At 32.8% G+C, this 16,845-nt stretch carries 14 protein-coding genes and 2 pseudogenes; 8 read left to right on the top strand and 8 right to left on the bottom strand.

The features are described from left to right. Window positions 1-372 precede the first annotated feature (372 nt). The 3 genes from CN326_RS16775 (at window position 373) to CN326_RS16770 (ending at window position 3,280) form a co-directional block, all read left to right on the top strand. A complete protein-coding gene (locus tag CN326_RS16775; protein ID WP_098310126.1) occupies window positions 373-1,368 on the top strand; it encodes a glycosyltransferase family 2 protein in 996 nt (331 codons plus the stop codon). Window positions 1,369-1,540: 172 nt separating this feature from the next. After that, window positions 1,541-1,699: a hypothetical protein gene (locus CN326_RS24690; RefSeq protein ID WP_176524662.1), complete on the top strand. Its 159-nt coding sequence runs from the start codon at window positions 1,541-1,543 to the stop codon at window positions 1,697-1,699. An 18-nt stretch (window positions 1,700-1,717) separates the two neighbouring features. Next, a complete protein-coding gene (locus tag CN326_RS16770) occupies window positions 1,718-3,280 on the top strand; it encodes a glycosyltransferase family protein (protein WP_098310125.1) in 1,563 nt (520 codons plus the stop codon). A 193-nt stretch (window positions 3,281-3,473) separates the two neighbouring features. Here the strand turns inward: CN326_RS16770 and CN326_RS16765 are convergent, their stop codons facing one another. After that, complete coding sequence (locus CN326_RS16765; protein WP_098310124.1) at window positions 3,474-3,767, bottom strand: helix-turn-helix domain-containing protein; 294 nt, start codon at window positions 3,765-3,767, stop codon at window positions 3,474-3,476. A gap of 200 nt (window positions 3,768-3,967) precedes the next feature. Beyond that, window positions 3,968-4,333: pseudogene (locus CN326_RS16760) on the bottom strand (multicopper oxidase domain-containing protein); the annotation flags it as partial. On the opposite strand from CN326_RS16760, the pseudogene CN326_RS16755 reads away from it, so the two are divergent. Then, window positions 4,334-4,450 (top strand): annotated as a pseudogene (locus tag CN326_RS16755) (23S rRNA (pseudouridine(1915)-N(3))-methyltransferase RlmH); the annotation flags it as partial. A gap of 78 nt (window positions 4,451-4,528) precedes the next feature. Here CN326_RS16755 and CN326_RS16750 read toward each other — a convergent pair. The 6 genes from CN326_RS16750 to CN326_RS16725 all read right to left on the bottom strand — a co-directional run bounded on the left by CN326_RS16750 (window position 4,529) and on the right by CN326_RS16725 (window position 12,299). Then, window positions 4,529-4,720: a hypothetical protein gene (locus CN326_RS16750; RefSeq protein ID WP_098310123.1), complete on the bottom strand. Its 192-nt coding sequence runs from the start codon at window positions 4,718-4,720 to the stop codon at window positions 4,529-4,531. Window positions 4,721-4,754: 34 nt separating this feature from the next. After that, complete coding sequence (locus CN326_RS16745) at window positions 4,755-6,083, bottom strand: YheC/YheD family endospore coat-associated protein (protein ID WP_098310122.1); 1,329 nt, start codon at window positions 6,081-6,083, stop codon at window positions 4,755-4,757. A gap of 151 nt (window positions 6,084-6,234) precedes the next feature. Next, entirely contained in the window at window positions 6,235-6,918 is a 684-nt protein-coding gene (gene cuyB, locus CN326_RS16740) for a cysteate racemase (protein WP_098310121.1), read from the bottom strand. A gap of 587 nt (window positions 6,919-7,505) precedes the next feature. Then, entirely contained in the window at window positions 7,506-8,615 is a 1,110-nt protein-coding gene (locus tag CN326_RS16735; protein ID WP_098310120.1) for a YheC/YheD family endospore coat-associated protein, read from the bottom strand. A 967-nt stretch (window positions 8,616-9,582) separates the two neighbouring features. Next, window positions 9,583-11,475 carry a PhoX family protein gene (locus tag CN326_RS16730; RefSeq protein WP_098310119.1) on the bottom strand — a complete coding sequence of 631 codons (1,893 nt, stop codon included), beginning with the start codon at window positions 11,473-11,475 and terminating at the stop codon, window positions 9,583-9,585. Between the two features lie 260 nt (window positions 11,476-11,735). Then, a complete protein-coding gene (locus CN326_RS16725) occupies window positions 11,736-12,299 on the bottom strand; it encodes a DUF1836 domain-containing protein (RefSeq protein WP_098310118.1) in 564 nt (187 codons plus the stop codon). Between the two features lie 316 nt (window positions 12,300-12,615). Between CN326_RS16725 and trhA the strand changes: the two genes are divergently transcribed. The 4 genes from trhA (at window position 12,616) to msrB (ending at window position 16,810) form a co-directional block, all read left to right on the top strand. Further along, the gene (trhA, locus tag CN326_RS16720; RefSeq protein ID WP_098310117.1) at window positions 12,616-13,263 is read left to right on the top strand and encodes a PAQR family membrane homeostasis protein TrhA; all 648 of its coding nucleotides are present in this window, start codon (window positions 12,616-12,618) and stop codon (window positions 13,261-13,263) included. A gap of 514 nt (window positions 13,264-13,777) precedes the next feature. After that, window positions 13,778-14,410 carry an AmiS/UreI family transporter gene (locus CN326_RS16715; protein WP_098310166.1) on the top strand — a complete coding sequence of 211 codons (633 nt, stop codon included), beginning with the start codon at window positions 13,778-13,780 and terminating at the stop codon, window positions 14,408-14,410. Window positions 14,411-14,733: 323 nt separating this feature from the next. After that, on the top strand, window positions 14,734-15,768 hold the full coding sequence (locus CN326_RS16710; RefSeq protein ID WP_098310116.1) for an AI-2E family transporter: 1,035 nt from the start codon (window positions 14,734-14,736) through the stop codon (window positions 15,766-15,768). A gap of 82 nt (window positions 15,769-15,850) precedes the next feature. Further along, window positions 15,851-16,810: a peptide-methionine (R)-S-oxide reductase MsrB gene (gene msrB / locus CN326_RS16705; protein WP_098310115.1), complete on the top strand. Its 960-nt coding sequence runs from the start codon at window positions 15,851-15,853 to the stop codon at window positions 16,808-16,810. Window positions 16,811-16,845 lie beyond the last annotated feature (35 nt).

The following is a 16,845-nucleotide window of genomic DNA, read 5'->3' as shown; positions in this document are numbered from 1 at the left end:
GGACTGTGGTATTTTTTATGCTTGAATATATAAATTGATTTTAATTTTTCGACATCTAAGTCGCCGCTATGCAAAATGCAACATGATCTACACTCGTTTTCTCTTTCTGTTTTCACTTCGCATGTGGCAGGAAAGACCCTGACGGCTTCTATGAATGGCCAGATGCCCTCGTCCCCCTCCTTAAAAAGAAAGGGATTTTTTTATTGGTAGTGATATAGAAGCTAAAAAATACCGAATAATAGATTGTTAGTTAGATAGATAATGGGTTATATTACATTTTATGGTCAAATATGTTAAAATAACTTGTGCGTTAATAAAGATAAAAGGTTCATATGTTAGGATGGGATTTTTTGAAAATGAAGGAGTGAAAGCATGACGAATAATTTACCCCTGCTGTCGATTGTTGTTCCTTGTTACAATGAGGAAGCGATGTTAGAGGAAACAACAAAAGAACTGACAAGGATTATGGATGATTTAGTTGCAAATAAAAAAATAAGTCATGAAAGCATCATTTTTTATGTAGATGATGGGAGTGCAGATAATACTTGGGGCATAATTGAAGAGAAAATAACAGTAAATCCATATGTTCAAGGATTAAAATTAAGTAGAAATTTTGGTCACCAAGGAGCATTAATCGCTGGTTTAGAATCAGCAAGAGAATTTTCAGATTGTGTGATTTCAATAGATGCTGACCTTCAAGATGATGTTAATGTTATCTATCAATTTATTGATAAGTATCAAGAAGGTTATGAAATCGTATACGGAGTTCGTGATAAAAGGGACACGGATACTAAATTTAAAAGAAATACCGCTTTGTGGTTTTACAGACTAATGGGAAAAATGGGTGTTAAGTTAGTACCCAATCATGCAGATTATCGTTTAATGAGCAAAAGGGCATTAGATGAATTTATAAAATACCAAGAAGAAAATTTATTTATTCGCGGAATCGTTCCTCTTTTAGGTTTTAAATCTACTAAAGTTTATTATGATCGTAAAGAAAGATTTGCTGGCGAATCTAAGTATCCGTTAAAGAAAATGATTGCATTTGCTTTCGATGGGCTTACCTCGTTTAGCGTGGCACCAATACGATTTGTTTCATATTTAGGGTTTTTGATGGTGTTGATCGGAATTGGAATTGCTTTTTATACAGTATTTGCAAAAGTGTTTTCATATACAATTAGTGGTTGGACTTCATTAATGTTATCTATTTGGATTGTCGGAGGCGTGCAATTATTAGCAATTGGAATTATTGGTGAATATATAGGGAAAATTTTCAAAGAAACAAAAGGACGCCCGAGATATACAATTGAAAGAAATAGCGTTCTTGAGAAGCAAAAAGAATACTTATCAGACTTGGTAAAAAGATAATAAAAAAATAGAAACTTGTAAAAAGCTTGATTGTCTAGCCTTATTCCTTTATGGACGCCCGCAAATTTTCTTGTATAAGAAGGTGCAGGCACATTGAATCATGGATGAAGAGAAACTACATCCTATGGGACGGACGAAACTTACGAGTATTTTCTAAAGGTTATTTTAGGCTTTGTCTAAACGAAATTCATCCCCATCTTACCGCTGGGCGATTGCCCGTCAAGCGTATGAAGATGGGGATGAACTTTGGAATACGTTAAATTTGACGGAGCATTTAAAGCGGATGTATGAGCTAATCATGAAATGTTCCCGGCTTGAATTAAATGAATGAGAGGAAGACTTAAAAGAAATGAAAAATTCAGCTAGGTTTAATGAGCTCAGGACAAATAAAAGATCATTTGAACAACTAAATATTTTCTTGTTTTTTTATTCCTTTATTATTATGTTGTTTTTTACAGAAACTTCTCCATTTTTTGTATTAAGCGAGTGGGTAGATTCGAATGCCTTTTTTACAGTTGGAAAAGGTATGGCTAATGGACTAGTACCCTATCAAGATCTTTTTGAACAAAAGGGGCCTTTGTTATATGGCTTGCATGCACTAGCTTATTTTGTTTCACATACAACGTTTTTTGGTGTATACATATTGGAAAGTCTTGCGATGTTTGCCAATATGGTTTTAGCATTTAAGATTTCACGTCTTTATTTGAATTGGATGCCTTCCGCTACTATAGCTATTTTTTTCCCGATATTAATATTAAATCAAAATGCCTTCCGTTTTGGGGATAGCGCTGAAGAGTTTTCGATTCCTTTCATAATGGCTCTTCTATATATAATATTTAAATATTATAAGTATGGCTCTGATTCTCTTTTTAAACGGTCAATTTTTCTTTTAAATGGGATTATGATCGGCTGTGTATTTTGGATTAAATTTACTCTTGTCGGAGCTTGGATTGGATTCTACCTCGCAATTTTGATCATTTGTATTTATGGTAAAAGATGGAAAGATTTAACGAATGCTATTGTTTACACGTTTGTGGGGTTAGTTCTTGCAAGTATTCCATGGTTGATCTATTTTGGTATGAATCATGCAATTCAAGATTTAATCGATGTGTATTTAAAATTTAATCTTGGTACTTATTCATCACAAGTTGGTACAACTGAAAAACTCATCAATTTTGCGTTTACTTTTGGGGATGCATCTAATGGCAATTTTGAAAGTAAAGTGATGATTCTTATTGGTTTGGTTGATTTTATGTTTACGTGGAAATATTTTAAAGACAAGAGCCAAAAATGGTTACTTTTAAGTACTGTCATTTTCTTAATAGTAGGGATATATATTGGAGGAAGAGGCTATCCATACTATTTCCTTCTTATAACTCCGCTAGGATTATTTGGATTAATAGCAATCGGTAATTTTATTCAAAATTCTAACATACAATCGCAGATTAAGTTGGATAAAAGTAAATGGTTTGCCCTGTCGATGATGGCAATAACAACAATTTTTCTTTGCTTTGGTTATAATTCAAATATGAAATCTTCCAAGCTATATCAGAAGGAGCCACTTGCACAAGAAAAATTTGCAAAAATCATGCATGAAGAACCGAATCCAACATTATTAAACTATGGTTTTTTAGATGGGGGATTTTACTTAGCGGCAGATATTGTACCGAATGTCCGCTATTTTGAAAGACAAAACATTAATTATGAGGAATATCCTGAAAATATGGATGAGCAAAATCGCTATATAAGAGAGAAAAAGGTTCAATTTGTTGTATTAAGGGTTGATCCAGCGACAAAGCCGAATCAGGTAAAAGTTCCTTACTTGAATCAAAATTACCATTTGGTTGCTGAGCAAGAGCAATTCTTGGAAGGATCACGAACTAAATATTTACTCTATAAGCAGAAAGATTAAATATTTGATAAGGATCTCCACATTGAACAATAGATTTACCTCTAAAACGAATGTTCTAAAAAAACCAGATGGAATGATATCACTAATAGATGGCTCCGGTATTGTGGTCTTACCCCTGTCAAGTGGACAGTAAAAGATTAGGTGTCTTCTCATTAAGCAGCCTTAGTTCTAAATTTAACAGGACTAAGGTTGTTTAATTTTTTTGGAATCGTTTGTTATTGTAATACCCCATCTCCTTTTTCGCAGCCAAGAGCTTTTTTAAGTATGCATTTTCTGCTTCTAATTGTTCTATTCTGTCATCTTGACTTGTTTTTATTGAATTTTGATTTGTTTGTCCAGATCTTCCTCGTTTTTCTTGTAGGCCAAGAATACCCTCGCTATTATAGTTTTTAATCCACCTGTCTATAACTGAATACGTAACTCCTAATTCTCTTCCAATTAATTTACTACCCATTCCTCTATGTAAGTACATTTCAATAGCTTTCATTTTAAAATCAACCGAAAAAGTTCTTCTTTTTTTCCATTAAATTAAAGGGAGAAGAGAAATCAATGAATCATTGTTTCTCTTCTTTTTTGTTTTGAGATTTGAAAGGGACAAAAAATTGAACCTGTTAAGATGATTGCTGAAAAGTTGACCATTAAATTTGAATATTAAATTAAACAGTCGTTGTGTTGATTTTGCTTACTTTATTTATTTTTACGATATTTATGGCAGTCAAAACATTGAGCAAAGGAGTTATCGCTGCATTGTTCTGAATTTCGTTCACATGGGTTAAAGGTAGGATTAGCTAGAACCTCATATGGTCCCATCATATCGTGATCTTCATGTTCAAGAATGTGGCAGTGCCACGGGTAGATTCCTGTAAATGGCCCAAAACGTACAATAATCCGGATAACTTCTCCGGGATTGGCACGAACAGTATCCTTCCACCCTTTCTCGCCTGGATCGGGTGGCATTGGCGGCCCGACTTTGAGGTTAGAACCATTTGGATCGCCAGTAAATACAGCACGATTCAAAATTTGAAAATTTACAAGATGCAAGTGAATCGGGTTAATGAATCTCTTTCATTCTCAAAGATGACATTACCACATCAATTGATGAGACTAGTGCTTTTAGAGCAAGTGTATCGTGCATTTCGGATTAATCGTGGGGAGCCTTACCATAAGTAAATGAGGTTTTATGTGTACGAAAGAGTTGAAAGAGACTGTCTCTGTAATAAACTGATGAGAAAAGATTTCTTATTTTACTTATCGTAATGCAAAAAAATTTTGTTTTAAAACCTTGCTAAACCTTTTGTATTCAAAGAGTGGTGGGGGAATATCTGGTAGGATTCTTCTGTCACTTTTTGTCCAATTTGCTTTTTTCTCAGTGGCATAATTTATAACAAAGCCTAATATTTCGGTTTCAGCCATTATTTTTGAGCGAGTTTCTTCATTCATTTGTTTCAATCCAGCTCTAATGTATTGATTGAATTTAAAACCCTGCTAGGGACTTGGCATATTCAAATGGGGTTGGAAGTATATAGGGTAGGATTCTTCTGTCACTTTTTGTCCAATTTGCTTTCTTTTCTGCAGCATAATTTCGTTGCACTTCCAACAACCAAATCTTGCACTTTTTATCTAATATGAGATCAATAGCAACATCACCGAAGTGTGCTTCTTCAGCATTCTCCATAACGTTTAAAATATTAATACATAATTGGGTAATTTCAACTATTTTTTGTTTAATTTGATCTTCACTCAAATGATAGATTTCCTTAAGAGCTACTTCTCCTGGTATAACTTTCTCTCTGTGACTTGAATTTGTTATTACACTTCCAACCTTTGCTACTCTCGTTTCCAAGCCTGAATATTTCCAGTTTTTAGTTTCATCTTTTTGGAGGTATAGTCGGAAGTCGATTTTTTTCCCAGAGTGGTTAGAAGGAATTTCCTGTTGAATAATATATTTTCTATTTTTCTTTATGCTTGAATTTAATCTCTCTTTTAAAGTCTCTATTGATTCAATAAGAACCTTATTTCCAGTGTTATATGATAATATATACCCTCTATCCGCTTTTTCTATATGAAAAATTCCCCTACCTCTACTTAATGAGGTAGGTTTCAAAAAGACGGATTCATATTTTGTAAGCATTTGAACCAAACTTTCTACCCCGTTATACTTTCTTGTAATAGGTAAATGCTCTCCTATATAAGGTATTTTGGATATTTTGTGCCAAAAAGAATATTTATTGCCATTTCGATATGGATAGTTAAATATATTTTTACCTATATGTTTTTTAAAGTGTCTATAAATGTTTGGCTTCATATTAGAACGATTGTAGATTGCACAAGGATAAGGAAAGGTGCCTTTCATGAATTTATTTGTAGTTGGTTCGTAATAATAGCCAGAAATCGTTTTATTAGATTGATTAATTGTTTTCCTATTAAAAATATATATTAACCCCTTAATCTTGTCATAATTTGAAAAACGTAACTTGACGATCTCTTGCATATTATTGTAGTACCCAGGTGTTAATAGAAAGCCAATAACTGGACCTAAGAATAAATGATTTTTATTAAAAAAGGAATCATATGGCAGTTCGGGTATAGATATGTTTTCGTTCAAATAGGATGAGAGTTTAATTTGATTAAGTTTTAGATTATTATCGATTTCAATCGTAAGTTCTTTTTTGAATTCACCAAAATTTAGTATGATGGAATTTGACTCAATGTTTAATCGTTTTAATGTTTCATCATTCAAATTAATATAAAGTGGATCAAGTTCCTTATCAATAAGGGCCGAACAGATAAAGTGTTCTGTCATAGCTTATCCAACTCCTTAATATTTTGTAATTATCATATTTAATATGATATCTTTTTGTGTAAAAAGATTACCATAATTTTAAAAAATTTCCTTATAACTACGTTGTTTTTGTTAAAATTTATGTTCGATCTAATATGTTTTAACGATAGCACTATGTTGCTTTTTGTACAGCCAATTTTGCTAGTAATAGAGTTGGGTCAACCATCTTCATGTCTGTTTTGAATAAATGAAACAATAATGGTATTTCAGTGCAACCACCTATAATCACGGAAATTCCGATTTCTTTATAGACATTTAAGATTCTGTTAAGATCTTTTAAATATTGATTAGATGAAATTTTTCCTAATTTAACATCTTTAATGGTGTTATCAATGATATTTTGTTCTTCTTTAATAGGAGTGATTATTTCATAAGGGGTATTATGAAATGCTTTTTGATATAATCCATCATTTATGGTTGTTTCAGTAGCGAGTAAAAGGATTTTTTTATTGGTAGAGTCTTTTTCTTCTAAAAACATTGATTCCACAGTGATTTCAATTATGCTATAGAACGGTATTTGAATGGTTGCTTTTATTTGTTCTAGCCATATATGTGCTGTGTTACAGGGCATAATAATGAAATCTGCACCTGCTTTTTCCAATAATATTGCAGATTTGATTAGCTCGGGTAATGGATACGAATGTTGCGTTCGAGGAGGGATTTTAGGGTTATTGTAGATAATAATGCGATGATGTTCTTGTTCTGTTTGTACAGGAGTGTTTAAAATAATTTTATGGAATAAGTCCAATGTTGCTGCTGGACCCATTCCTCCAAGAATTCCTATAGTTTTAGACATTTAATTCTATTTTCTCCTTTGTTAAACTTAATTAATTATCATTCTAGTAGTAATAATATGTTTATAGAAGAATTGTAGTGTGGACGTTATTTTTAATTATCGGTAACTATTTCCAATTCGTGGTTCTGCCAGCCAAAGGCATGAGATTACATGAGAATTTGCACCACGAATAAATGAAAGGATATATCTGAAAAAGAACCTCTTAACATTGTTACAAACAACGAAATTTAAATGCTAAATAAAAACCTCATTTAGACATACTAGGGGGAACCGTATCACAAGTAACGGCAAATTATAAGAAACAACGGGTAAATAAAAACTCAAATATCCGTTGTTTCTTTAGTTTAAATATAGAGATTTACCAAGCATTGTATAAACGAATTCCAATAAATACACGAATATCACATTTCGTTCTATTAAGGTAGAAACTTTTCTCGCATTAACAAGTGATTAAGAAAAATAATTATCATATTAAATCACCATAAATAAGAAAGGTATAGGGGTGGTAAAGAGTGACCATTGTTTTTTAAATCTGGCCCCAATCTACATGCTGACATAAAAAATAAAAGTTAGATTAGAATTCATAATTATTTTTGTTGCTTCTCTCTAGTAATAAATTTGGCATATTCCAGGGGATTGAGGTATGCTCGATCAATCGTTTTTTTATTATGTGCCCGTAATGTATTTTTTCCGGTTTTTACGTTACATTCTATGAACCATAAATGGCCTGTTTTATCTAGTCCAAAATCAATACCGATTTCACCAAAGGCACCGTAGGATAGTTCAATTTTCTCGTAAATATAGAGAAGAAGCTTCTCCAGCTGTTTTTTCAATTTTGTGGTTTCATCATCTGTATAACCCATCTTATTTTTGAAAAAATCATCGAATGGATAAATCGTCGATTGTGTACGGGTATTCGTAACAGGTGAATTTTTTGTACCTAATCGTATAGTATGCGCAACACATTCTAATTGCCCCTGTCCATTACGCTGTATCTCAGACCTTATGTCCGCAGTTCTATCATTTAATTGAATTAAGTCAATGGCTTTTTGCATAATAAATGGCTTGCCATTATAAAATAACTTAATTGCCTTAAATAGATCATTAAAATTTTTAAAAGTGGCCGTCTTTAAAGATGATTTACCAAAACGAGTGTATTCATAGCCCTCCGAGTTCATAGTTACGCACATAATTCCGATTCCATTATTTTTACTTAGGGCTTTAAGAAAAACTCTAGAGCTTTTTTTGAACATTCTCTTTAGATCTTTTTTGTTTTTACAGAATCTTGTTTCTGGTAAATGAGGTCGTAATTCTTCATATTGTCTTAATTGCTGATCAACATGCCATTTATCAAAACAGTGTTGGCTATTTATGCTGGGAATGCCCATTTCTTCAAATGTATTCCTAATTTTATCAACAATATTTCCCTTATTTAAATTGGATGACCTACGGTTATAGTAAACATCTGGAAATGGAAAGTCAGCTTGAGTCCATTTTTTTTCCTCTGTATCAAAAAAAGTCCCATTTATAAGCTTTTGTTCAAAATTCACATCTTTGTCCGAAAAAAAATATAAATTTGTATTTGCAATTTGGTTCATCTTTTGAAGTCTACCCTTTTTCTGTTTATTAAGTTTTCTATCGATGACACGCCTTTTCACATGTACACCTACGTAAGGTTTATTCTCATTTAAATCCATATTAAATTGACCTCCCCAATATAGATGTTCTATTGTATGCTTGCTTTTTTGGGAGGTATAATCATACAGCCCTTTTTATATAACTTTGTTACCCATTTTTATTATTGCATTGGGACGATTAATGACTAAAGAGAAATAAATTGTTTTGCAATTTCATTAATTTTATAAAAACCCTTCATTGGCCTTATCTTCTAGCTAATTTTTTACATACATATTTGTTTAGTCCTTGTTCAACTAAGGCTGGCTGATAGATGAATAGAATTCAATAAAAGTGATAAGGTTAGTATCGTCAATGGCACTAATCTTATTTAAAAAAGTAAAGAGTTTGGAACTATTTCCAAACTCTTTTTAGGTTTAACCCTTCTTGAATATAATCCCAAACTGAAACCGGACTTATTATCATCTGGTAAATTAGAACATAAGCTAGAAATCCCAATTTATTTTTTCTTATTTTTAAATCAAGATTTCTAAAAATTCGTTTTTGATATCGATACATAAAATAATTTTTTAATATGGTTAAAGGTAAGACAAATAATGTCGTAGCACCAACGATCCAATAGTATCCAAAAAACGCAAGAACAAGACCCGGTAATCAACAGAAAGTATACACTATATCCAATTAGCATAAGACAGTAGAATTAAACAAATATGCGATATTAAAACTGTTTTTCATTCAATAAATAAACTAGAGATTATGTTTTTATCAAAAAATGAAATGGTTATTTGGAAGAATTAGGGGATGGGGCATTTAATTTATTAAAGAGAATGAATTATAGAAGATAAGAGGTAGATCAAAACTAATAACCCCTATGATCTAGTTCACAAATATGTGAACTAGGCCATAGGAGCTGTAGGTTATATTTTATTTATTTCGCATTAACGGGCAGTAAGACCCCGATTGATTCAACTAACCATCAGCGGGGGATGAAGCCTCCCCACTGATGGAAGTTTCATTTTATCAGAGTTATTATTTTTTATTTCCAAAAGGTAGTCCAGATATGTAGCCAACTCCTCCAGTCTCCTGAATGCCTATGCCTTGTTTCATCGCTTCTTCTAATTTAGTTTTGTCGACGGCTGTAATTTGTTTGCCTTCAAGGTCTTCACCTGGATGCTGATAGTTGCTTAAGATATAACGGAAGCCGTTAGCATCGTCAACTGCTCTTAATCCTGTTGCTTCTGCGCCAGCAGGAACTGAAAGAATTCTTGATAGTTGCTTAGTTTTAACATTATAAGCCCATACAAAGTTATTTGTGTGCATAGAGCTGTCTTCTCCAATGAATAACGTGTTTAAATCGTTTGAGAAGGTTAGGTTATCAGGATTTGCTACTTTGTCTGGTGCAGCTGTATTTCCGTAGGCATCTGGAGTTTTCAAATCTTCTCCAACAATAAGTCCTTTCATACTAGCAGGTACGAATTCACTTTCGATGTGACGGCCGCTGTTATCTTTTTGTTCGCTGTTTAGGTCTATCTGCCAGGTTACGCCAGAATTAATAGCGGGTAGCTGAATATCGTCTTGAATACTGCCTTCTTGTTTTTGCATACTGCCATTTTGATAGGACATAGCGATATACGCTTTTTTATCTTTCTCATTAACAGCGAGGCCTTCCATTTTATTAAATTCAGATGTTGCACCTAATATAGCGCCATATCTGCGAGATTCTAAGAATGCAGCTGCTTTTTCCATTCCAGGTTTTACTTTAAGGTACTCGATGTTTTTATTTGCTGATGTTTTGACTGCCGTATAGCCAGCGGTAGGCTGAGTTGCTGTATCAAAAATATCACTGAACTTGACACCTTTATCAATAATAGCTTTTATTTCTTCATCAGTTGAATGACCCAGCTTAATCCATTCTAAGTTTCCTGCACCGCCATTTTCAGCACTTGTTTGTTTAAATTTAGCTGCGTATAGCGTTCCTGCAGAAAAATCTTTCTTTTTATCTGCCACATACATAAACATCATCGTATTTCCGCCATCATCACCAAATATTGCCGTTTTATCATCAGGTAAAACTTGCATCAATTCATGAGAAAATCTTCCTGTACTATAATGTTTGACAACGGAAGATTCTCCTTGTGCATTAACGGAGATTTCAGGAATCCAGCCATAAAAGTAAGGGTTTGCTTTAGATTTATCACCAAAGTAGTAGTTAGCAAAGTTTGTAACAGCTTTATACGAACTGGATGTAGGATCTTCGAATGAGCGTGCATCTGGTTCATATTCTTCTGAGCCAAGATGAGTGTTCCACTCTGTTGTAGTTCCATTACATGGATTCCAAAGACCATTTACGTTTGAAAAATCAATTTTTTTGGCGTTATTAACAGTTAGTTCGCCATTTTCTTTATTTTGATCAACTTGTGTAAGAGTCATAGATGCCGGTAGACCAGAAATTGACTTTCCTGCATTATCTATTGAATCATATTCATAATGAGAGATAATATAAGATTTTCCAGCGACCGTAATAAAACTATTGGAGTCAGGTGCATCAGATATAAAATAAGAAGGCTTGTCCGGAACACTTTTATCGACAATTGGATTCCCTTTCACGTCAATAGGGGTGCCCGCTGGGATCATTTCACCTTTATTTTTTACAATTTTATCTTTGGATAAAAATAGAGAGTTGTAATCAAGAGGCGTTTCTTTCACACTGCCGTCTTTATAGGTGATTTTCACCTTAGCCTCTGAATAAGTTTTGACCATGTTTTCAATAGTAGTTGGAGCTTTCATAGAAGTAAATTCTACGCGCTCTATTTGGTTGTGTTTTTGAGACTTAGAACTGTGATCAAAATCGGATGCAAAAGTCGGAATTGCAGCGGAAGCCATTATAGCCATAGAAAGACCAACTGAGACTGCTTTTTTCATAATGATTTGATTCCTCCTAAGATTTTAATAATTTTATTAAATCATTAAATTGTTAAGAGGATATTAAGAAATACTTTTTACTGTTGAGAATTTATTAAAATAATAATAAATTTATCGGAAAATTGGCAAGAAGACCCCACCTTCAATACCCTCTAAATATCGTCTCATTGCTCGTATTTTTTCTTTTGAAGAAAATTTAGCCATAAAAAACTACACCTCCAATTGTTAGAATATGTCTAACAATTGGGGTGCAGTTCAAATTAGGAATTCTTCATTTCATCCACTATTTTTTCTGCTAAACGTCGATACATATTACTCATGGTTACGAAAGATGTAAGCAATAAGAACTTCTCAAGATTTTCATTTTCGAAGATGGCTGCTTCTGCTTTCACTTCGTCTACTCGATTGTTTACATCATTTTTAAAGGTGTTGATATTTGTTTCTGTTAGATGGAGGTAACTTTTATAAAGAGCATCTAGTTCAAAATCGTCTTCGTGTACTAATTTTTCATTCATTTCAACTAATGAGCTTTTTATGTCGTTAATAGAAAGTGCCCCTTTTAACTGATAAATTAAACTAATTAAGATTATATGCTCTTTAGAGTATTTTTTATTTTTAATAGGAAAAAACAGTTTTCCTTTTGCATAGTTGTTAATCATGGTTTTCGTTAGTACTTTTTCATCTTCATTTCTAGTTGTCATGTTGTAGCTATTTTCAAATAGCTGAACGACTTGATCTACATATAAATCTACGTTAGGGATATCTTCAAGTGTAATTTTTTTTTCTAAATGTAATGTTTCTAGTAAATCTTTTATATTTTTCATATGAAATCCTCACTTTTATAGGAATGATGTAAATTTTTATATCGATATGCCCACCTCAAGGTTATGAGAAAACAAGGTGAGGGGTAGCTGCTGGCATGTGCTCGGTTGGTTCAACTAATTATCAGTGGGCGATAAAAAACTCTCACTGGTGGAAGTTTCACTTTATTAGTGATTATAACTTTCTGTGGTTATTCCTGTATGTTTAATTATAGTATTATGAAACAGATTTCTTGTAAATGTTGACCTTTAGAATTAATTACTATATAATCACATGTAGTTATTAAAACTACATGTGATTATATAGGGGGTCGTTAATGTGAATTCTTATGTGAGAGAACCGGTTAATGCATTTACGCATTTTGGAGGCGCAATTTTATCATTTGTCGCACTTCTTGCCATGTTAGTGAAAGTTTCTATAAACATGCCGTCTGTCACTACAATTTCAGCAGTCATTTTGTTTGGAGTGGGGATGATGATTCTCTACGCTGCATCCACTGTATACCACATGGTTGTTGCAAATGATCGTGTCATTTATTTTTTTAGAAAACTGGATCATTCCATGATTTTTGTTTTAATTGCAGGTACATATGCACCTTTTTGTTTAATTACGTTACAAGACGACAAAGGTTTGCTATTGTTCATATTGGTGTACGCAACTGCTGTGTGCGGAATTATTTTTAAAATGTTTTGGTTTAGTTGTCCTAGGTGGTTATCGACATCTGTTTATCTTTTAATGGGATGGCTGATTATATTCTTTTTTGCTCCATTATCAGAAAATCTCAGTGTAAATGGTCTCGTGTTATTGATATTAGGAGGGGTATTTTATACGATTGGTGGATTTATTTATGGTGCAAAACCGAAATGGTTGGAGTTTAAAAATATGGGCCATCATGAAATCTTTCATATTTTTGTGTTACTAGGTAGCCTTGCTCACTTTTTATGTGTTTACTTCTATGTAATTTAGTATTTGGATATAAATAAAAGTTAAGATGTGATAAGAAACTTTATAGCTTAATGAATTTTTGTATATAGAGTGTCGTATAGATGGATAAACTCACAAATATTGCATAGATAACTCCTATCCAAGGAAAAAAGATAGGAGTTTTTTCGTTAAAAAGGAGCCAGGAGTAATACCCTCACTGATAGAAGCGCCATCTGATTGTAATGATTTTATAAATAAAGGTATTTTGTGGGTTATATACTATTTTTTTTATCATTTATTTTTATGCCGAATGCTGTTATTATATTGATATCGTTTTCATAATGTATACTTTTCGTTTTGAAAGCGCTTGATTCAAAATTTATATGCACTTCAAATGTATTATCTGTTGCAAATTTTTCTAAAGACAAGCAGTTCCTCTGCTACATGTTATTGGAGAAGAGGGACTGCTTTTTATTGTTAAAACTATTAAAAAATGAATGTATGATGTAAGGAGGTATCGTTGTGAAAAACAGTTTTGTTTTTCACAAGAATATATATGGGTGATGTTGGATTATTGCTTTCCGGTGCAGTGCTCTTTTTAAATAGCCTTGTAATGCTAGGAAAAGCGGAAGAAAAGAGTATTGGTGTTTTTAATTTATTTGTAGGTGTACTGCAAATTATTATTCCTTTTTATTTAATTGTAGTGTCCGATCAAAGCAATTGGACAGTGTATTTATATGCGGCTACTTTTTTATTTGGTTTAACTTATTTATACGTAGGAGTTACTTTCATCGTAGGATTAAAAGGTGATGGATTAGGCTGGTTTTCTCTTTGGGTAGCAATTATTGCACTATTCTACATGGTTGTGGCTATTATACATTTTCAAGATATTGTTAATGCGTTAACTTGGTTAATGTGGGCGTTTCTATGGTTCTTATTCTTTATCTCTAATGTGCAGAAAAAGAATATCAATCATTATATTGGAAAAATAGCTTTTGTACAGTCATGGGTTACACTGACGTGCCCAGCGCTCCTCTCCTTGATAGGTGTATGGAAAAACTCTTATGTATATAACCTATGGATATATGTATCGATTCTTTCGATTATATATTTCTGTGTTTGTACGTTTAAATTGAAAGCTAATGTAAATGCTGCTCAAAAAAATATAGATGCACACACGAGTTATTAGTTAGTTGCTGATCCTCTCAAGGATTGATGAATGCGTCGATTATATAGGTGTTGGGCATCCTGAAAAAGCAGCTTAATAGTTGATAATAAAGCATTTCGTAAGAGGGAAAATAATAAATAACATTGACTTTTATAAAGAAAACAAGCTATTAATAGCTTGTTTTTTTATGTTACATTAATTTAGATACATATTGTTTAAAGAAAATTTAAATTTACCAGTAAAACTTTTTATTCAGTTTACAAGAATACGTTCTGAAAGTCCCATTTATATTGTAAAATGAGATTAGTACGAATTATAAGGACAGGAGAGATCAAGCTTCGATTATGCAAATGAAAAACCTGTTTCAAAGCAAAGGGTTTCAGAGGTTAGTTATATTAGGGTTACTTGTGCTCATATTATATGGGTTGAAAAGTATGTTTAACTTAATCTTAATTACATTTATTCTTACGTATTTAATGGACCGATTTCAAAAATTTATCTCTCGTAAACTGGACCATTTTTTACCGATTAATAGAAGAATAATTATTGCGTTTCTCTATATAACATTGGTTAGTGGGATTGTTATTACATTATACAAGTATTTACCAATTCTAATGATACAAATTACACAGCTCGTGTATCAGTTCAATATATTTGTACGAAATCCACCTGATAATGAGGTAATTAAATATTTAGTTTCTGCAATTGATCATATAGAGTTATCGAAGTATGTGAATCAAGGTGTTGACATCATTTATAGTTCATTAGCGAATATTGGGAAAGTAAGCTTGCAAATTTTACTTTCACTCATTTTAAGCTTATTTTTCTTGTTAGAAAAATCTCGGATTGTTGCATTTACAGTAAAGTTCAAAGAAAGTAAATTGGCTGTTTTTTATAATGAGATTGAGTATTTTGGAAAGAAATTCGCTCGCTCGTTTGGAAAAGTAATTGAGGCCCAATTCTTTATTGCTGTTATAAATTGTGTGTTATCTGTTATTGCCCTTTGGATTTTAGGTTTTCCGCAGTTGCTCGGGTTAGCTTTAATGATTTTCTTATTGGGTCTTATTCCTGTTGCAGGTGTAATTATATCACTGTTTCCGCTTTGTATAATTGCTTACAATATTGGGGGCACTGTATATGTACTATACATTTTAATTATTGTGGCAGTCATTCATGCGATTGAAAGTTATTTCTTAAATCCAAAATTTATGTCAGTTAAAACGAATCTACCTATTTTTTATACATTTATGATTTTAATTTTCTCTGAACATTTCTTAGGAGTTTGGGGATTAATTATAGGGATTCCGATCTTTATGTTTTTATTAGATGTGTTAGAAGTAACAAGTGATGAGAAAGAAGAAATGGTGAACAAGAAATAAAAAGCATCTATTTTGATGCTTTTTTATTTATAACTTACATTTTTGTATGCCATACTGTAAGAAAAGATAGTGGGGTGAAGAAGTGGCTGTAAACGAAAAATATGAATTTGCAACATTTGCCGGAGGGTGTTTTTGGTGCATGGTGTCGCCATTTGAAGAGATGGATGGCATTATGAAGGTTGTATCTGGATACACAGGTGGACATAAGGAAAATCCAACGTATAAAGAAGTTTGCTCAGAGACAACAGGGCATTATGAAGCGGTACAAATTACTTTTGATCCAGAGCGTATGCCGTATGAGCAATTACTTCACTTATATTGGCAACAAATTGACCCAACTGATGCTGGAGGTCAATTTCATGATCGCGGACAATCGTATGAAACAGTCATTTTTTATCATAGTGAAGAGCAACGCGAGGCGGCAGAAGCGTCTAAACGTGAATTAGAAGAAAGTGGACGATTTTTGAAGCCGATTGTCACAAAAATTTTACCGGCTGCAGCATTCTATCCTGCAGAAGAATACCATCAAAGCTATCATGAGAAAAATTCGTTTCGATATGCGTTATATCGTCAAGGCTCGGGACGTGATGCGTTTATCAAAAAATATTGGCCAAAGGATAATACTCATCTAAAAGAAAAACTCACAGAAGTGCAATTTTATGTTACACAAGAAAATGGAACAGAACCACCATTTCAAAATAAATATTGGGATTATAAAGAAGAAGGTATTTACGTTGATATCGTTTCAGGAGAGCCTTTATTTAGTTCTTTAGATAAATTTGATAGCGGTTGTGGGTGGCCTAGTTTTACGAAGCCGATGTTATCAGCAAGTATAAAAGAAAAAATAGATGTGAGCCATAATATGACGAGAACGGAAGTACGTAGTAAAGATGCAGATTCTCATTTGGGACACGTATTTCCAGATGGGCCGGGACCTAATGGTTTACGCTATTGTATTAATTCTGCTGCACTTCGTTTTATCCCTAAAGCGGATTTAGAGAAAGAAGGATACGGAGATTTTCTCATCTTGTTTAGACGCTAAAAAATATAACAGCCTGTTCCGCTTATTTCATTTTT

This window comes from Bacillus sp. AFS018417 (assembly GCF_002560985.1).
GTDB classification, from domain to species: Bacteria; Bacillota; Bacilli; order Bacillales; family Bacillaceae_G; genus Bacillus_A; species Bacillus_A rhizoplanae.
This window is presented reverse-complemented; position numbering and strand designations above follow the sequence as displayed.